The sequence below is a fragment of the Pseudomonas sp. FW300-N2A2 genome (assembly GCF_017351735.1).
GTDB lineage: Bacteria > Pseudomonadota > Gammaproteobacteria > Pseudomonadales > Pseudomonadaceae > Aquipseudomonas > Aquipseudomonas migulae.
Window position 1 is genome coordinate 521,223 of sequence record NZ_JACNDU010000001.1, and the last position, 16,421, is coordinate 537,643.

General features: G+C 59.8%; 19 protein-coding genes. 12 read left to right on the forward strand and 7 right to left on the reverse strand.

Going from position 1 to position 16,421, the window contains the following annotated elements:
- Position 1: 1 nt before the first annotated feature.
- Positions 2–370 carry a DUF427 domain-containing protein gene (locus J4E42_RS02170; protein ID WP_008028168.1) on the reverse strand — a complete coding sequence of 123 codons (369 nt, stop codon included), beginning with the start codon at positions 368–370 and terminating at the stop codon, positions 2–4.
- 348 nt (positions 371–718) lie between these two features.
- On the opposite strand from J4E42_RS02170, the gene J4E42_RS02175 reads away from it, so the two are divergent.
- The 5 genes from J4E42_RS02175 (at position 719) to J4E42_RS02195 (ending at position 5,322) form a co-directional block, all read left to right on the forward strand.
- Positions 719–2,668, forward strand: coding sequence for a DNA topoisomerase III (locus J4E42_RS02175; protein WP_207284453.1), 1,950 nt, complete (start codon positions 719–721; stop codon positions 2,666–2,668).
- A 78-nt stretch (positions 2,669–2,746) separates the two neighbouring features.
- Entirely contained in the window at positions 2,747–3,376 is a 630-nt protein-coding gene (locus J4E42_RS02180) for a glutathione S-transferase family protein (protein ID WP_207284454.1), read from the forward strand.
- Positions 3,377–3,407: 31 nt separating this feature from the next.
- Entirely contained in the window at positions 3,408–3,911 is a 504-nt protein-coding gene (locus J4E42_RS02185) for a GNAT family N-acetyltransferase (RefSeq protein WP_207284455.1), read from the forward strand.
- 521 nt (positions 3,912–4,432) lie between these two features.
- The gene (locus tag J4E42_RS02190) at positions 4,433–4,762 is read left to right on the forward strand and encodes a hypothetical protein (protein WP_008028159.1); all 330 of its coding nucleotides are present in this window, start codon (positions 4,433–4,435) and stop codon (positions 4,760–4,762) included.
- A gap of 257 nt (positions 4,763–5,019) precedes the next feature.
- Entirely contained in the window at positions 5,020–5,322 is a 303-nt protein-coding gene (locus tag J4E42_RS02195; protein ID WP_008043969.1) for a hypothetical protein, read from the forward strand.
- Here J4E42_RS02195 and cynR read toward each other — a convergent pair.
- A complete protein-coding gene (gene cynR / locus J4E42_RS02200; RefSeq protein WP_192229298.1) occupies positions 5,308–6,204 on the reverse strand; it encodes a transcriptional regulator CynR in 897 nt (298 codons plus the stop codon). The genes J4E42_RS02195 and cynR overlap by 15 nt on opposite strands.
- A 121-nt stretch (positions 6,205–6,325) precedes the next feature.
- Between cynR and cynS the strand changes: the two genes are divergently transcribed.
- The 3 genes from cynS to J4E42_RS02215 all read left to right on the forward strand — a co-directional run bounded on the left by cynS (position 6,326) and on the right by J4E42_RS02215 (position 7,804).
- Positions 6,326–6,793, forward strand: coding sequence for a cyanase (gene cynS, locus J4E42_RS02205; protein WP_201112519.1), 468 nt, complete (start codon positions 6,326–6,328; stop codon positions 6,791–6,793).
- A gap of 86 nt (positions 6,794–6,879) precedes the next feature.
- Complete coding sequence (locus J4E42_RS02210) at positions 6,880–7,116, forward strand: DUF2790 domain-containing protein (protein ID WP_008043958.1); 237 nt, start codon at positions 6,880–6,882, stop codon at positions 7,114–7,116.
- 28 nt (positions 7,117–7,144) lie between these two features.
- Positions 7,145–7,804 (forward strand): carbonic anhydrase, encoded by a 660-nt coding sequence (locus tag J4E42_RS02215; RefSeq protein WP_008043956.1) that lies wholly within the window; start codon positions 7,145–7,147, stop codon positions 7,802–7,804.
- A 119-nt stretch (positions 7,805–7,923) separates the two neighbouring features.
- Here the strand turns inward: J4E42_RS02215 and J4E42_RS02220 are convergent, their stop codons facing one another.
- From J4E42_RS02220 to glsB, 3 genes are all read right to left on the reverse strand, one after another.
- A complete protein-coding gene (locus tag J4E42_RS02220) occupies positions 7,924–8,274 on the reverse strand; it encodes a BON domain-containing protein (protein ID WP_008043954.1) in 351 nt (116 codons plus the stop codon).
- Positions 8,275–8,347: 73 nt separating this feature from the next.
- The gene (locus tag J4E42_RS02225) at positions 8,348–9,850 is read right to left on the reverse strand and encodes an aldehyde dehydrogenase family protein (protein WP_207284456.1); all 1,503 of its coding nucleotides are present in this window, start codon (positions 9,848–9,850) and stop codon (positions 8,348–8,350) included.
- Between the two features lie 295 nt (positions 9,851–10,145).
- Positions 10,146–11,054, reverse strand: coding sequence for a glutaminase B (gene glsB, locus J4E42_RS02230; protein WP_008028142.1), 909 nt, complete (start codon positions 11,052–11,054; stop codon positions 10,146–10,148).
- 379 nt (positions 11,055–11,433) lie between these two features.
- On the opposite strand from glsB, the gene J4E42_RS02235 reads away from it, so the two are divergent.
- From J4E42_RS02235 to J4E42_RS02250, 4 genes are read left to right on the forward strand one after another with little or no spacing between them, the layout of a single operon-like run.
- A complete protein-coding gene (locus J4E42_RS02235) occupies positions 11,434–11,637 on the forward strand; it encodes a hypothetical protein (RefSeq protein ID WP_008043946.1) in 204 nt (67 codons plus the stop codon).
- 53 nt (positions 11,638–11,690) lie between these two features.
- Positions 11,691–12,206 carry a DoxX family protein gene (locus tag J4E42_RS02240; protein ID WP_008043945.1) on the forward strand — a complete coding sequence of 172 codons (516 nt, stop codon included), beginning with the start codon at positions 11,691–11,693 and terminating at the stop codon, positions 12,204–12,206.
- A 56-nt stretch (positions 12,207–12,262) separates the two neighbouring features.
- The gene (locus tag J4E42_RS02245) at positions 12,263–12,886 is read left to right on the forward strand and encodes a glutathione S-transferase family protein (RefSeq protein ID WP_008043943.1); all 624 of its coding nucleotides are present in this window, start codon (positions 12,263–12,265) and stop codon (positions 12,884–12,886) included.
- 37 nt (positions 12,887–12,923) lie between these two features.
- Positions 12,924–13,622 carry a dienelactone hydrolase family protein gene (locus tag J4E42_RS02250; protein WP_207284457.1) on the forward strand — a complete coding sequence of 233 codons (699 nt, stop codon included), beginning with the start codon at positions 12,924–12,926 and terminating at the stop codon, positions 13,620–13,622.
- A 548-nt stretch (positions 13,623–14,170) separates the two neighbouring features.
- On the opposite strand, the gene J4E42_RS02255 is transcribed toward J4E42_RS02250, so the two are convergent.
- Positions 14,171–15,139 (reverse strand): nitrilase-related carbon-nitrogen hydrolase, encoded by a 969-nt coding sequence (locus J4E42_RS02255; protein ID WP_207284458.1) that lies wholly within the window; start codon positions 15,137–15,139, stop codon positions 14,171–14,173.
- A 180-nt stretch (positions 15,140–15,319) separates the two neighbouring features.
- On the reverse strand, positions 15,320–16,252 hold the full coding sequence (locus tag J4E42_RS02260; protein ID WP_008044201.1) for a GlxA family transcriptional regulator: 933 nt from the start codon (positions 16,250–16,252) through the stop codon (positions 15,320–15,322).
- Positions 16,253–16,421 lie beyond the last annotated feature (169 nt).

A 16,421-nucleotide genomic window follows, 5' to 3' on the forward strand; every position in this document is an offset into this window, starting at 1 on the left:
ATCACTCGACGTCTTTGAGAATCTCGAACTTCACCTGATCGGGATAGAACGCAATGTAGCCCCGAATCTGTTCTACCGACACTTTGGGATCTTCATAGCTCCACGCCGCATTCGCACCCTCATGCCCCGGGACCTGCAGGCTGAAATAGCTCGCATCACCCTTGTAGGGGCAGTAACTCGTGTGGTCGGTGCGGGCAAAATACTTCTCGTCGATATCCTCCCGGGGCACGTAGTACACCGGAGGGTAATTGGCCTCCAGCAGCACCAGCGCGCGCGCCGACGCAGCCACCTGAATGCCGTGAAACTTCACCAACAGACAGCCAGGCTGCTCGGCGATGGTAATGACAGGGCTAGGACCGGAGCTTTTCATGAAATGCGTTCCTCGGGACGGTGAAAAACCTGTGGGAGCGTGCGATGCGGCAATCCGACTTGCCCGCAATGGGTCGCACAGAGCCCCAAAACTTGAGAACACAGCTTTGTCAGGTATAACCCAGATTTCATCAGCGCGACGGCTTCACAGCCGAACGGGGCGCTGAAGCTATCTGTCGGTGGACCGGCACAAGCGCATAGGCGGATAACGTCAAATGCGGAAGCGAGATGCCGTTCGTTGCAATGAGTCGAAACGCACGAGCTGTACATCCATACAGATAAAGATTGCTCCATCGCTCATCAGCCGCCATTCTGTGCACCTCCCGGCAATTGATGAACGATGGTGGTTATGCGGTTGTACCTCTGTGAAAAACCCTCCCAGGCCAAAGACATTGCGGCCGTGCTCGGCGCCCGGCGTCGCGGCGACGGCTGCTGGTTGGGAACGGACGTCACGGTGACCTGGTGCATCGGCCATCTGCTGGAAACCGCGCCACCGGATGCCTACGACGCACGCTACAAGCGCTGGGTGCTGGCAGATCTGCCGATCATTCCGGACAAATGGAAAATGACCGTCAAACCGCGCACCGCCAGTCAGTACAAGGCCGTCAAACGCTTGCTCGGCGAGGCCGATGAATTGGTGATCGCCACCGACGCCGACCGTGAAGGCGAAATGATCGCCCGGGAACTGGTGGAGCATTGCCGTTATCGCGGGCCAATCCAGCGGTTGTGGCTGTCGGCGCTGGACGATGCGTCAATCCGCAAGGCATTGGCTGCGCTGAAGCCGGGGGCGGAGACCTTCAGCCTTTATCATTCGGCATTGGGCCGTTCACGGGCCGACTGGCTGATCGGCATGAACATGAGTCGGTTGTTCACGCTGCTGGGGCGCCAGTCCGGTTATCAGGGCGTATTGCCGGTCGGTCGAGTGCAAACGCCGACCCTGCGTCTGGTGGTGGACCGCGACCGCAGCATCGCCGATTTCGTCCCCGTGGCTTACTGGGCCATCGACGTGCAGCTGCTGCACGATGGCACCGCGTTCACTGCACAGTGGCGTGCGCCGTCCGACGTTTGCGACGACCAGGATCGCTGCCTCAATCAGGCACTCGCACAACAGGCAGCTGCGGCGATTGGCAACGCGGCGAGCGCCCGGGTGATCAAACTGCGTACCGAGCGCATGCGCGAAGTGGCGCCATTGCCGTTCGATCTGGGCACCTTGCAGGAGGTCTGTTCGAAGAAACTCGGGCTTGGCGCTCAGGAAACCCTCGACATCGCCCAGGCACTCTACGAAACCCATAAAGTCATCACCTACCCTCGCAGCGACTGCGGTTACCTGCCGGTGAGTCAACACAGTGAAGCGCCCGGAATTCTCGCCGCCCTGCGGCAAGCAGATCCGACGCTGAACGCCTTGCAGGACTACCTTGAACCGCAACGGCGCTCACGGGCCTGGAATGACGCCAAGGTCAGCGCTCACCACGGCATCATCCCCACGGCTGCGGCAAAGAACCTGGATCGACTGGTGGGCAAGCAGCGAGCGGTCTACACGCTGATCCGCGCGCGGTATCTGGCGCAGTTTCTGCCCAACCATGAATACGACCGGACCCAGGCCGACTTCGACTGTGCCGGTGAAGCCTTGCGCGCGGTCGGCAAGCAGATCGTCGAACCCGGCTGGAAACGCGCCCTGCCCGAGGCCCTTGCTCCGGCCAAGGGCCGCGAAGTACCGGCGCCGCAAACACTGCCGACATTGAGCGAAGGCCGTGATTGCGCGGTGGCCGAAGTGAAGCTCAAGGACCTTTGGACGCAGCCGCCCAAACCGTTTACCGAAGGTGATTTGATCAAGGCGATGAAGAACGTCGCCAAGCTGGTGGAGGATCCACTGCTGAAACAGAAACTCAAGGACACCACCGGGATCGGCACCGAGGCCACCCGCGCCTCGATCATTCAGGGCCTGCTCGACCGTGGTTATCTGATCAAGAACGGCAAGGCCCTGGCCGCCACCCCGGCGGCATTCAGCCTGATCGACGCCGTGCCGCGCGCGATTGCCGACCCTGGCACCACGGCGATCTGGGAGCAGGCGCTGGACATGGTGCAGAGCGGCGAAATGAGCCTGGAAGAATTCGTCACCAAACAAGCGGCGTGGATGAGCAAGCAGGTCGCCCGCTGCTCCGGCCTGAGCCTGACCATCAGCGGGCCTGCAAGCCCTGCCGGGCGAGGTGCCACACCCTGGAAAAACAAACGCAAGCCGGCCAAACGCAAGCCATCGACCGGCGCCAAACGTGCAGCAAAAACGCCGGGTAAAGCTTGATGGCACTTCGACTGGCCAGCGATGGTCTAGTGTTCTTCAAGCCCGGCTACAGCCCTGTTTCCTGAAAAGGCATCGACCATGATTATCGTGCACCACCTGAACAACTCCCGCTCCCAGCGCATTCTGTGGCTACTGGAAGAACTGGCCATCCCTTACGAACTGAAGCTCTATCAGCGCGATCCGAAAACCAACCTGGCCCCGCCGGAACTGAAAGCGATCAACGCCCTGGGCAAATCGCCGGTCATCGAAGACGGCACGCAGAAGCTGATTGAGTCCGCCGCAATTATCGACTACCTGATTCGTCGCCATGGCGAGGGGCGGCTGCAACCCGATCCGTCCACCCCGGCCTACGATGAATACGTGCAGTGGCTGCATTTCGCCGAAGGCTCGGCCATGTTGCCGCTGATGTTGAACCTGTATGTCGGACGTCTCGGTGAAGCCGGCGCACCGCTGCATCCACGGATCAACTCGGAAGTAGCCAACTACCTCGGCTATCTGAACACGGCACTGAACCAGTCCGATTACCTGCTGGGCAAGGAATTCAGCGCAGCCGATATCCAGATGAGTTTCATAGGTGAAATCGCCCGCGCCCAAGGCAAGCTCGGCGACTACCCTCATGTAGCGTCCTGGGTCGAGCGCTTCCAGGCGCGCCCGGCCTATCAAGCCGCACTGAAGAAAGGTGGCAAATACGACTTCGCGCCTCACTGATTGATTCCGCTCTGAACAGGAGCCAGCCCGCATGCCCTCTATAGAACTGCACGTCGCTCAGCGCGACGAACTGGAAACGCTCGAAAACCTGATGCAGTTCTATATGTACGACCTCAGTGAGTGGCTGCCGCTCAAACTCGGCGGGCATGGCTTCTTCCACATCCAGCCGCAACAGGACTACTGGCGCAACCCCGCAACCCGCCCGTTCCTGATCAAGGTCGACGGGGAGCTGGCCGGTTTTGTGACCGTGGATGACAACACCCATCTGCCTGGCGCCCAGAACAACATCGGCTACCTTTTTGTCAGCCGACGCTTTCGTGGCCAAGGAGTCGCGACGTTTGTCGTTTCTACCCTCTTGAGCCAGCTGCCCGGGCAATGGCAGATTTTCCACATCGATGCCAACCCGCCTGCACGGCAGTTCTGGGCCCGTGTGATGCCACACCTCACGGGTGACGCGTTCTCCCGGCATCAGCACTCAGTGGACGGTTATCCCTGCACCTTTTACCGCTTCCAAAGCGCGCCGCCCTCGTCCTGAGGGGCGCTTTCTCCCTGCTGCTTTCTAATTCCAAACAGCTTTGTCCGACAATATGTAGTGACTGAAAATAATCACTACAAAACCGTTGACGCCTCCGATTTGCCCTTGCATGATGCAGACATCTCCCCGATCGGGAGTACAGCAACATGTTTGAGCAAGCTCGTCTGACCGCCGAGCTGTTTTTCCCGGATACACGCTGCCCACAAGGCAGATTGAAGAAGCTGACCTGGCCCGAACGTCCAGTACAAGGACGAGAAGCGCTGGCGATCAATCCTCATGAAGCTTGTGGCCGACCCTGAAAACGTCGGCAGTGGCCTGAAGGTATTCGCTGCTTCTCTTCGTTGTGACGCTATTGCGTAGCAGTTATTCAACACGACTACATGCAACAGACGCGGAACCCCGTCACTCTCGACGGCCGAACGCTGACGTCCTGGTTTCGGTGCCAGGGATCAACTAACCGATGGGCTACTTGTATTAGCGAATCAACTTTGAAAGATCACCAAATGGTCAAGGGGCATATTATGAATCTGAACAATCAACCTACTATCGATGAACTGGCTCGTATGTTCGCTGCGCAAAAAGACAGCCACGACAGCCACATTTTGTGGATCAGCAAATCGGGCCAGGTTCATATCGATTGCCTGTCGCCGCATGCCCATGAAGCCGAGTTCGACCAGAACAACCAGAACCTGTTGGCCCGACTGAAAATGTACCGTCGCGGCCAGGGTTATGTCGGCAAGAAAGCTGCAGCCGACAAAGACTTCATCGGCAATGTCCTGCAAACGCTGAAGCAGGCCTGGGACTCGATGCAGAACCAGAATGAAGTTCGGGTGATTGATCGGTTCTACTGATAAACCCAATGATGTAGGAGCCGGCTTGCCGGCGATGGACTCAACGACACCGTGGTGAAACAGTCAGTACGCGTTATCGTTAACGACCATCGCCGGCAAGCCGGCTCCTACAATGGTCTGAATGGGTGTTCAAACCAATGAAGGCCCCATAAAAAAGGCCCCGCTCGAATAAACGAGCGGGGCCTTTTTGTTTGTCTCCGGTTTGCCAAACAAAGCTATTGTTAAGCGTATCCGCTGTTGGTCACTGGAGACTTGCGATGAAAAACAAGCTGATATTCCCGCTGTTGCTGGTTCTGACAAGTGTTGCTCAGGCAAACAGCGTCGACGGTGTCCCGTCATTCGCGGTGGAGTGCCCCGGCAAGTTTCTCGTCCAGGCGGATCAGGATGGGCCGGTCATGATCAACGGCAAGGAAGCAGACACCAAAATCATCAGTGAGCGCCGCTTCGAAGCCAAGGGCTCCGGCATCACCTTGTCAATTGTCCTCGCCGATGACGATTCGGTCGCCGTGACCTCCTCCGGCAAGGCCTCCAACGGCGTATGCCAGTCAGTGGATGACTGACGTCGCCTCAACGGTTCCCAGCAACAGTTCCATGAAGGCCACCGACGCCGCGCTGTGGTAGTTGTTTTTACGCCGCAGCAGCGCGGCCCCGCGCTTGGGCGCCTCCCCCAGCAACGGGATCCTGCGTAACGCGCGGTCCTGAGTGGCGATGGGTTCCGGAAGGATGGTGGCAATCGCCGTGTGGCGGATGACTTCCAGCAAGGTGCTGACCGAGTTCACCTCGATGGCCACTTTTGGCGTGATCCGCTGCTCAGCGAAATACTCATCGATTCGGGTTCGGGTGACGAAGTCCGTGGCCAACAGGGCAAACTCCAGCTGGGCCACCGCTTCAGCGGATAACGCGACCCGGCTTTCGTACAACGGATGATCCCGCCCGACCATCACGCCCAGCGTCTCGGTAAACGCCGGGATCGACTCGATGTCGGCATTCCTGACCTGATCAAACGCAATGGCGATGTCCAGCGAGTCATCCAGCAGCCCGGCCTCGATGTCGTCCATCGACAACTCGAAAATCTCCAGGTGAATGTTCGGATAGCGCGCCACGTAGTCGCGCACCAATGGCCCGACCAGATACGCCATGAACGTCGGCGTCATCGCCAATCGCAACGTCCCCCGGGACAAGTCCTTCACGTCATGCAACGCCCGTTTACCCGCCTCCAGTTCCACCAGCACCCGCCGAGCGCACTCGATGTAGGCCTCACCCGCATCGGTCGGCTTGACCGTGCGCGAGGTGCGGTCGAACAGGCTCACGCCGAGGGTTTCCTCCAGTTGGCGGATCTGCTGCGACAAGGTCGGTTGGGACACGTGCAATGCCTCGGCAGCACGGGTAAAGCCGCCGTGGTCGGCGACCGCCAGCAAGTAGCGCAAATGTCGGAGCAACATCGGGATCAACCTATAGGCAGGACTTATGCATTGCATTGTATATCGGTCTTGGACGCTATGAATCAATCGGCAGAAGATTGCTTCACACCCAAGCAATACTCAACCCGATAGGAGATTCACCATGCAACAGTCCCACGCTTACAACGACCCGAGCCTGGCCCTGACCACCTCGATCCTCGATGCCAAGGCGCGTAAAAACCTGTCGTGGCAGGACCTGACCGACGGCACCGGCCTCGGCCTGGCCTATGTCACCGCCGCCCTGCTCGGTCAGCACCCACTGCCGGAAAGCGCCGCCAAAGTGATTGGCGAGAAGCTCGACCTGGACGCCGACGCCGTGGCACGCCTGCAAATCATTCCATTGCGCGGCAGCCTCTCTGGCGTGCCGACCGACCCGACCATCTACCGCTTCTACGAAATGATCCAGATCTACGGCACCACGCTCAAAGCCCTGGTTCATGAACAGTTCGGCGACGGCATCATCAGTGCGATCAACTTCAAGCTCGACATGAAAAAAGTCGAAGACCCGGAAGGCGGCTCCCGCGCCGTGATCACCCTCGACGGCAAGTTCCTGCCACTGCGTCCTTTCTGACTTGATCCCGGCCCGCATTCAAGTGCGGGCCAGTTCCAGAACCCCACTTGTTTCTTTGTTCACCACATTGGTCTGGAGGATGCCCCATGAAAAAAATTCTATTGGTGCTGTCGTTGTTAGCGGGCATGTCTGCCCAGGCTCACGCAGAAGAAACGGCCGTCGCGTACGAGTACGGCATGAAACTGGACATCGCGCATGTCGTGAGCATCACGCCGATTGCCGATGAGTGCGGGGTCGTCCCCGTGGAAATGACGTACCAGGACTCCACAGGCGCCACCCACATTCTGGACTACAGCGTGTTTGGCACCGGCTGCTCGAACTGATCCCCCATCATTTGAAAGGAAATTCCCCATGAAAGCGCTCATCGACGGTTTTTTGAAGTTCCAGACAGAAGCCTTCCCACAACGGACCGACCTGTTCAAACACCTGGCCACCACGCAACACCCCGGCACGCTGTTCATCACCTGTTCCGACAGCCGTGTCGTACCGGAACTGCTGACCCAGCAAGAACCCGGTGAACTGTTCGTGATCCGTAACGCCGGCAATATCGTGCCCTCCTACAGCCCGCATCCGGGCGGTGTATCGGCCACGGTCGAATACGCGGTGGCCGTACTGGGCGTCACCGACATCGTGATTTGCGGCCATTCGGATTGTGGCGCGATGACAGCCGTCGCCAGCTGCAAATGCATGGATCACCTGCCCGCCGTCAGCGGCTGGTTGCAACACGCGGAATCGGCGAAGGTCATCAACGAATCCCGGCCTCATGCCAGCGACGCGGCGAAAGTGAGTTCGATGGTGCGGGAAAACGTGATCGCGCAACTGGCGAACATTCAGACGCACCCGAGCGTGCGACTGGCTCAGGAAAAAGGCCTGCTGAACCTGCATGGCTGGGTCTACGACATCGAAACCGGTTCGATCGATGCACTGGATGCCAACAGCCGCACGTTCGTGTCGCTGGCCGAACGCCCGAGCACGTGCGCCGTTCACGGCAAAGCGGTTGAAGCGGCTTGATCCGTGTACCAGAGGGCCATCGCCCTCAGCTGGCACCTTGCAGCCAATCAGCATCCGCGCTCAATAACCGCGAAGTGAAAATGCAGCGCGCCCGATTCACGGAAGCGCTGCACCCCGCTTTATTTGTCTTCCGGTTTGGCTGACGAGGATGGCCGGATCTCCGGGTTTTCCTCGGCGTTGGGCGGTGTTGGAAAGCTTCCAGGCGTGAACACGTGAGTCAGCAATTCCCTGGCATCGATTTCATTGACACCACTGACCGTGCGAGCCAGCGCAACAGCCTGCTCACATTGCTTATGCGTGTTGACGCGACCACTCAACATCACCATTCCCGCGAGGGTTTTGACATGGACTTGCAGGCCAAGGGTCGGATCGGCCAACGCCAAGGCCGACTTCACCCGGGCTGTCAGCCACGCGTCATGCGCGGCCAATTCCAGCTTATGAGAGTAATGATCGAAGGATTGAAGTTTCATGGCGGACCCCTGTCTCAAGACGCAGTCGCAGACACCCTTAATTATAGTGCGGTCTGCGCTTGAGGTCGGGTTGTCAGCGTTTGACCGACAGATCGATCTGCGTCATGCGACTACGGATCGTGAACACACCGTCGCCCGAGAGAATCGCGCTGCGAGCGAACAGGCGACCACTCTCCCAGTTCGAAAGCCCCAGTTCCGGCTTGTTCAGCGCGTACTGCCCGTCAACCCAACGGGTAATCCCGTTGCCGACAAAAGGTGCGTTGACCGCGTTGTAGAAGCGCTCATGCGCCTCGGCATCTTCACTGATCAACGACACGGTGAATTGCGGGCTGTAGCGATTGAACAAGGCGATGGCCTGGCCCAGGTCGTCGACGATCTTGAGGCTGACTTCCGGGGTTTCTTCCCACTCCCACTCGCGGCCCAACTGGTCTTCGGGCAGTGGTTCGGCCAACGCTTCAGTCTGGTAGCCGTCAGGACGATAGACCTCGACGGTTGCACTCCGCCAACGGCCAGGCAAATACGTTTCGCTGCCCTCGACGATGTGCAACTTGCAGCCCTCTTCCCGGGCGCTGCCGGCTTTTTCCAAGGCGTCCAGAAACAGCGGCACCAGTTCGGCGGCGCGGTCGCGGTGGATCAGGCAGACGTTCAGGGTGTTGCAGACTTTACGGTCCAGGGAATTGCGCACGACGGCGGCAAAACGCTTGGCGTCGGCGTCCTTGTCGGCGACCAGCCAGGCGCCACCGGTGCCATGCAGGCTGACGGCAGTGCCGACCTGTTGCGCGATGCTGCCCAACTGACTGACCGCACGCCCCGAACCACGGGCCACCGCCAACGACAGACGACGGTCGGCGAACATGGCCCAACCGGCGGCGTGATTGACGCTTTCCACCAGCGACACTGCGCCCACCGGCAAACCGGCCTCACTCAATGCCGGATTCAACGCGTGGGTGACAATGGCTTGCGCCGTGCCCAAGGCATCGCTGCCAATGCGCAGCACCGCGGTGTTGCCGGTGCGCAACACGCCGGCGGCGTCGGCGAAGACATTCGGCCGGCCCTCGAAGACGAAGGCGACGATGCCCAACGGCGAAACCACCTGCTCGACTTTCCAACCGTCATGCTCGACGCAACTGATCACTTTGCCCCGCGTGGCTGACGCATCGCGCCAGGCCCTGAGACCCGCGATCATGTCACGACGCATGCGCTCATCGGCCAGCAACCGTGTGGTGGAGCGTCCACGCGACTTGGCCCATTCGATGTCGGCCCGGTTGGCGGCTTCGATCAAGTCCCAGCAGTCCTGGTTTTCCAGGCGTTGGGCAAAAAGGTCGAAAAACGCACTGATCGCCTGATCGGAAACGGCGGACATCGCCGTAAACGCCGCTTCAGCCCGCTCAATCGCGACCGCCGCCGCTTTCTGGTCCGCAACGGGAATCAGCAACAACTCGCCGCTGACCTGCTCCACCAACAGGTGGTCCCCGGGCTGAAAGCGCAAGGCCAGTTCGGGGCTGACCACAGTGACGCGGTTACCAGCGAAAGGGATTGGCGTGCCAGCGACTAGACGTTCGAGCGCAAGAGACATGAAGCGGTTTCACCATGCAATGGGCGGTCAGAAAATGTATAGCAAAATTTCTGGAGCGTCATTAACCGGTGGCCATCCGGCGCATTTCGTTCGATTGCGAAACCGTACGCAGATCCCCTGTAGGAGCCGGCTTGCCGGCGATGGACGTCAACGATAACTCGGGCTGTCTGAGTAAACGCGTTGCCCCGACGTTTTTCGCCGGCAAGCCGGCTCCTACAGGGGAATGCGTACGAACAAAGAGACAGCTCGCCTCGGCGGCTGTGGCGGTAGTCGCGCCGGCCACAACCCCGCGCTATCAGAACACCGACCAGCCGATCCGCTGGCTCAACAACTCCAGCGCGGCCATGCCCGCCAGTGAGTTACCGGCGGCGTTGAGTTCCGGCGACCAGACGCACACCGTGAACTGCCCCGGCACCACCGCGACGATCCCGCCGCCCACGCCGCTCTTGCCGGGCAAACCGACGCGATAGGCGAAGTTGCCCGCCTCGTCGTAGAGGCCGCTGGTGGCCATGATGGAATTGACTTGCTGGGTCTGGCGGCCGCTGAGGATCTGTTCGCCGCTGTGCTTGCAGAAGCCGTCGTTGGCCAGGAAGCAGAACGCCCGCGCCAGGTCCACGCAGCTCATGCGCAGGGCGCAATGGCTGAAGTAGCTGCGCAGCACCGCCTCGACATCATTGTGAAAATTGCCGAAGGATTGCATCAGGTACGCCATGGCGGCGTTGCGCGCCCGGTGCTGGTATTCGGACTCGGCGACCTTGCCGTCCACCATGACTTGCGGATTGCCCGACAGGCGCCGGACGAAATCACGCATCGACAGCGCAGGGGCGGCAAAACGTGACTGATTGATGTCGCAGATCACCAGCGCACCGGCGTTGATGAACGGATTGCGCGGGCGCCCGCGTTCGAATTCCAGCTGCACCAGCGAGTTGAATGGCTGCCCGGAAGGCTCGTGACCCAGGCGCTGCCAGATGGCTTCGCCGGAATGCTCGATGGCCTGCACCAGGCTGAACACCTTGGAAATACTCTGCACCGAGAACGGCGTGTGGGCGTCACCGGCGCAAAACAGCTCGCCGTCGTTGCCATACACGGCGATGCCCAGCTGATTGGCCGGCACGGTGCCGAGGGCAGGAATGTAGTCAGCCACCTTGCCCTGACCGATCAGGGGCCGAACTGCGTCAAGGATCTCGTTCAACAGCGCTTGCATGCCGGGTTCCGAAGTCTCGCCCCAAGGGATTGCGGGGACACTGACGCTAGACGCTGGTGGCAACGAATGGATCACAGTGGTGGCGTGGAATACCCCTGTAGGAGCCGGCTTGCCGGCGATAGCGGTGGATCAGTCGACACATTTATCGCCTGAACGGACGCCATCGCCGGCAAGCCGGCTCCTACAGTGATTTGTGGGGGGGCCAAGGAAATTTAGGGGGTTACGTATCAGAGTGTGTACAGCCCCGCCCTTGACACACCCCGGCCATAAAACCCCACCCCAACGACACATCGCAGATACACCCGATTGATGAAATGTGCCTGTCGATTGGCTCAGCCGATCAAAGCGCTCAATTCATTCAATGCTACGGAGTATCACCATGTTCAAGCTCTCGACTTCCTCCCTGACCCTCGGCCTGATCATCGCCGGCGGCCTGGCCCTGTCCAACGTTGCGTCGGCCTCCGAGTCCGAAGCGTTCAGCATGAAACAGCTGGCCCACGGCTACAGCCAGGCCCACGCCGACACCGCGGAAAAACCGGCTGAAGGCAAATGCGGCGAAGGCAAGTGCGGCGCCGGCGAGTAACCCTTGCGCGGGGCCGCGAGCCCCGCATCCCTGACTGAACGGAGACCACGCCCATGAACTCTGCAATCTCGTCGGCCGTGAAAGGCCTGCACCTGAACCTTGACCGTGCCGGTAGCTGGCTCGCCCCATTGACCCTGCGGTTGTTCATTGCCTGGGAATTTTTCGAGTCAGGCCTGGAAAAATGGAATGGCGAAAACTGGTTCGCCGACATTCAGGATCGCTTTCCGTTTCCCTTCGACCAGATACCGGCGACGCTGAACTGGGAACTGTCGATGTGGGCCGAACTGCTTTGTGCCCTCGCCATCCTCGTCGGCCTTGGCACGCGGATTTCGGCCATCGCGTTGATCGTGGTCACCCTTGTGGCGACGGCCGCCGTCCACTGGCCGGCCGATTGGTCTACATTGAGTGAGCTTGCTCAGGGTTACGCCATCAGCAACAAGGGCCACGGCAACTTCAAACTGCCGCTGATTTACCTCGCCGCCCTGATGCCGCTGTTGCTCTCGGGTGCCGGCAAGCTCAGTCTCGATACGTTGTTGGCTCGCTTCTTCTGGCGTCGCAACCACCGCTGAGGCGCCGGCGTTTCGATAACGTACCTGCCACTCCCAATAGAACAGGAGCAATCGCCATGAGTCTCACTCTCTACGGTTTTGACGGCAGTACTTATGTGCGCACAGTGAAGATGTTGCTGGTGGAAAAAGACGCGGACTTCGAGCAGGTGCAGGTCAACGTGATCAAAGGGGAACCACACCTGCCTGAGCATTTGGTGCGCCACCCGTTCGGCAAGGTGCCCGTCGTCGACCACGACGGCTTTCGGGTGATCGAAACCGGCGCGATCATTGCCTACCTGGACGAAGTCCTGCCCGGCCCGTCAATCACCCCGGACAACGCCCACGACCGTGCGCGCACCCACATGGCCCAGGGCATTTATGATTCCTACGGTTATGGCGCGCTGGTCTCGGTGTTCGGCTACCATCTGTTTCCCGACTTCATTGGCGGGCAGAATGAAGATTCGCGCCGCCAAGGCATCGAGAACTCGAAACGAGTGCTGCGCGAGTTGATGAAGATTAAAGGCACCGATCCGTATATCGCCGGCCTTGAACCGAGCATCGGCGACTTCTACCTGGCACCGGGTTGCGCCTACATCGCGATGACCCCGGATGCGCCGCAGGTATTTGCCGTGGACGGCTTCAACAGCTGGTGGAAACGGATGCAGGGGCTGACGAGCTTCAAAGCCACACAGCCGCATTAAGCTACGCCCCAACTCACTTGCGAAGACAGGAGCCACCATGAGCGTGACCACCCAATGGATCGAGATCGACAGCGCTGAAGGTAAATTCGGCGCTTACCTGGCGATTCCGCATACCCGTAAAGGCCCGGGGATTGTGCTGATCCAGGAGATCTTCGGTGTGAATGAACACATCCGCTCGGTCGCCGAGCAATATGCCGCCGACGGCTACCTGGTGATCGTACCGGACCTGTTCTGGCGCAACGGCCCGCGCATTGAACTGACCTACGACGAAGCCGGCTGGAAACGCGCCGTCGAATTGATGAACGCCACCGACGTCGGCAAAGCGCAGAAAGACATCGAGCTGGCCATCGACGCCCTGAAAGCACAACCGGGTCTGGATGGCGGCATTGCCTCCATCGGCTTCTGCTTCGGCGGCTTGCTCTCCTACCACACCGCTGCCAATGGGCTGGTGGACGTGGCGATCGCCTATTACGGCGGCGGCATCCAGAACCAACTGGACCGCGCCGACGAAATCGAAGTGCCGCTGCTGATGCACTTCGGCGAACAGGACAGCCATATCCCGCTGGAAGCCGTGGAGAAAATCGCCGAGCGTTTCGACAACAACGATAACGTGGAAATCGTGGTTTACCCGGAAGCCGAGCATGGCTTCAACTGCTCGCATCGCGACAGCTACAACCAGCGTGCCGCGGCTGAAGCCCATGGCAATACGCTGATCTTCCTGGGCATGGAACTCTAAGACCGACACGCTTTTGGCAGGAGCCCGGCTTGCTGGTGATGGTGATTTCAAAGACGCCATCGCCAGCAAGCCGGCTCCTACGGATCACAGGTGTGTTCGGGGTCGCGGGTTGACGCAAAACCTGTAGGAGCCAGCTTGCCGGCGATGGCGATTTCAAAGACGCCTTCGCCGGCAAGCCTGGCTCCTACAGATCTCGGGTGTGTTCGGGATCGCGGGTTGACGCCAAACCTGTAGGAGCCAGCTTGCTGGCGATGGCGATTTCAAAGACGCCTTCGCCGGCAAGCCGTGCTCCTACAGATCTCGGGTGTGTTCGGGATCGCGGGTTGACGCAAAACCTGTAGGAGCCAGCTTGCTGGCGATGGCGATTTCAAAGACGCCATCGCCGGCAAGCCGGCTCCTACAGATCTCGGGTGTGTTCGGGATCGCGGGTTGACGCACAACCTGTAGGAGCCGGCTTGCTGGCGATGGCGATTTCAAAGACGCCTTCGCCGGCAAGCCGTGCTCCTACAGGTGAAGCGTTTACCGATTGATCGTCATGACTTTCATAATCACAACTCTTCCGCTTGCGCAGTGTCGGCCAGCTTCGGCTGTGCGTTGCGCTCGTGCACATGGCGATGCGGTGTGCGGTCGATGTTCAGGCTGAGGATTTCCGGACGGCTGTAGTGGCCGCGCCCATCCATCTGACGCTTGCGCACTTCGATCTGGAACAAGTCGATGTCGGCAATGACTTCGCCTTCACCTTCGGTCAGTGCGCCGACGACTTCACCTTGCGGATCGATGATCGCGGTGTAGCAACCGCCGGAGATCGGACCAATGCCGCAACCGGTGTCAGCCATGATTTGTGCCTGTTGTTCCGGGTACAGCCAGGCCGTCGAGTTCACCACGAAACACGCCGATTCCAGCGCGTGCATGCGGATGCTGACTTCCATCTGGCGGGTAAACCGCTCACCGGCGAACGAACCGGGGTACATCGAGGCGTGGATCTGTTCGCCATCCTCGATCAAGGCATAACGCGCCAGCGGATTGTAGTGTTCCCAGCACGCCAGTTGACCAATGCGGCCAACAGCGCTGTCGGTTGCGCGCAGGCCGGAACCATCGCCCATGCCCCAGATCATGCGCTCATGATAGGTCGGCGAAATCTTGCGACGTGCCTGAATCAGGGTGCCGTCCGCATCGAACAGCAATTGCGTGTTGTACAGGGTACTGCCATCGCGCTCGTTGACGCCGATGGACACCACCATGTTGGCGTCCTTGGCGGCTTTGCCAATGGCATCGGTGGTCGCGGAAGGCACGACGACGGCCTGATCGAGCAATTTGTAGTGCTCGGAACCCATTTCGAACGGCGCCTGCACAAAGGAAAAGTACGGGTAGTACGGCACGATGGTTTCTGGAAAAACGGCGAACTGCACGCCTTTCTCGCCGAGTTCATGGATCTTGTTGACGACCTTTTCTACAGTGCCTTCACGGCTGTAGAGCACAGGTGCGATCTGGACGGCAGCGGCTTTGACGATGGTCATGGCGGTGATCTCAGTGGGGAATGGGCTTCAACGAGATCGAGATTACGGCAATAATATTTTGTCTTAAATGTCAAATACGCCACCTTTTAAGCCACGCAGATAGCGATTTCAAATACGCCATCGCCAGCAAGCTGGCTCCTACAGATTACGCGGAGGTTCGGAATTGTGGGTTCACGCAAGTCAACCTCGATTCGCACGCTGGATGACCTGCGGCGGTTGGCCGAAGGCGCGAATAAACGCCCGGCGCATCCGCTCGCGATCACCAAAACCGGTCTCTGTCGCCACCACATCGATGGCGTGCCGGCCGGTTTCCATCATCAGGCGCGCGGCCTCCACCCGCAGGTTTTCAATGGCCTTGGCAGGAGACTGACCGGTTTCAGCATGGAAGACGCGACTGAACTGTCGCGGGCTGAGGTTGGCGGCGCTGGCCAGTTCCTCGACCGACAGCTCGGACTTCAAATGCTGTTTGGCATAGGTCAACGCGGCTTGAATGCGGTCAGTCTTGGGTTCGAGTTCAAGCATCACCGAAAACTGCGACTGCCCGCCCGCGCGCCGGTGGTACACCACCAATTGCCGGGCCACCCGCCGCGCCACTTCGGCACCGAGGTCACTTTCCACTAGCGCCAATGCAAGATCGACACAGGCACTCATGCCGGCAGCGGTCCAGACGTTACCGTCGTTGATGAAGATCCGGTCCTCCTCCACCTTCACCTTCGGGTAAGCCCGTTGCAACGCAGGCGCATGGCACCAGTGCGTGGTCGCTCGCCGCCCATCGAGCAGACCGGCCTCGGCCAGCGCGATGGCACCGGTGCAGATCGATCCGACCCGGCGAGAGCTCTGACTGGCGCTGCGCAGAAACGCCACCATGCCCGATGAAACCGGACGGATCAGGTTGTCGCCCATCACCAGCAGCGTGTCGAACGAGCGCTGATCGAACGCGGTGGTTTCCACGCCGAAACCGGCGGAGGTCTGCACCGTCCCGCCGTGTTCCGACAACAAGGTGAGGCTGTACACCGGCTCGTCGGCGGCGCCGTTGGCCATTTCAAACGCCGCACACATGGCCAGGCCCAGCACCTGGAATTCGGGGTAAACGATGAGGCCGATCTCGTGCATGACGCCAATTCCTGATGACCGCAAAGGAGGCTTGATAGCTTTTAAGGCCATCTAACTTGCACTGTACGCCCTGATCAGGTCTACACCTAACGGAAAGCCGTTGGCCGACAACACGAGGCGCCGGCCGTGGTCGATGCGTTGAACTATGCGAAGTTCTGAAGGAATAGCG

Coding starts and splice junctions, on each gene's coding strand:
- J4E42_RS02170 (WP_008028168.1), bottom strand. CDS start 370: ATGAAAAGCTCCGGTCCTAGCCCTGTCATTACCATCGCCGAGCAGCCT.
- J4E42_RS02175 (WP_207284453.1), top strand. CDS start 719: ATGCGGTTGTACCTCTGTGAAAAACCCTCCCAGGCCAAAGACATTGCG.
- J4E42_RS02180 (WP_207284454.1), top strand. CDS start 2,747: ATGATTATCGTGCACCACCTGAACAACTCCCGCTCCCAGCGCATTCTG.
- J4E42_RS02185 (WP_207284455.1), top strand. CDS start 3,408: ATGCCCTCTATAGAACTGCACGTCGCTCAGCGCGACGAACTGGAAACG.
- J4E42_RS02190 (WP_008028159.1), top strand. CDS start 4,433: ATGAATCTGAACAATCAACCTACTATCGATGAACTGGCTCGTATGTTC.
- J4E42_RS02195 (WP_008043969.1), top strand. CDS start 5,020: ATGAAAAACAAGCTGATATTCCCGCTGTTGCTGGTTCTGACAAGTGTT.
- cynR (WP_192229298.1), bottom strand. CDS start 6,204: ATGTTGCTCCGACATTTGCGCTACTTGCTGGCGGTCGCCGACCACGGC.
- cynS (WP_201112519.1), top strand. CDS start 6,326: ATGCAACAGTCCCACGCTTACAACGACCCGAGCCTGGCCCTGACCACC.
- J4E42_RS02210 (WP_008043958.1), top strand. CDS start 6,880: ATGAAAAAAATTCTATTGGTGCTGTCGTTGTTAGCGGGCATGTCTGCC.
- J4E42_RS02215 (WP_008043956.1), top strand. CDS start 7,145: ATGAAAGCGCTCATCGACGGTTTTTTGAAGTTCCAGACAGAAGCCTTC.
- J4E42_RS02220 (WP_008043954.1), bottom strand. CDS start 8,274: ATGAAACTTCAATCCTTCGATCATTACTCTCATAAGCTGGAATTGGCC.
- J4E42_RS02225 (WP_207284456.1), bottom strand. CDS start 9,850: ATGTCTCTTGCGCTCGAACGTCTAGTCGCTGGCACGCCAATCCCTTTC.
- glsB (WP_008028142.1), bottom strand. CDS start 11,054: ATGCAAGCGCTGTTGAACGAGATCCTTGACGCAGTTCGGCCCCTGATC.
- J4E42_RS02235 (WP_008043946.1), top strand. CDS start 11,434: ATGTTCAAGCTCTCGACTTCCTCCCTGACCCTCGGCCTGATCATCGCC.
- J4E42_RS02240 (WP_008043945.1), top strand. CDS start 11,691: ATGAACTCTGCAATCTCGTCGGCCGTGAAAGGCCTGCACCTGAACCTT.
- J4E42_RS02245 (WP_008043943.1), top strand. CDS start 12,263: ATGAGTCTCACTCTCTACGGTTTTGACGGCAGTACTTATGTGCGCACA.
- J4E42_RS02250 (WP_207284457.1), top strand. CDS start 12,924: ATGAGCGTGACCACCCAATGGATCGAGATCGACAGCGCTGAAGGTAAA.
- J4E42_RS02255 (WP_207284458.1), bottom strand. CDS start 15,139: ATGACCATCGTCAAAGCCGCTGCCGTCCAGATCGCACCTGTGCTCTAC.
- J4E42_RS02260 (WP_008044201.1), bottom strand. CDS start 16,252: ATGCACGAGATCGGCCTCATCGTTTACCCCGAATTCCAGGTGCTGGGC.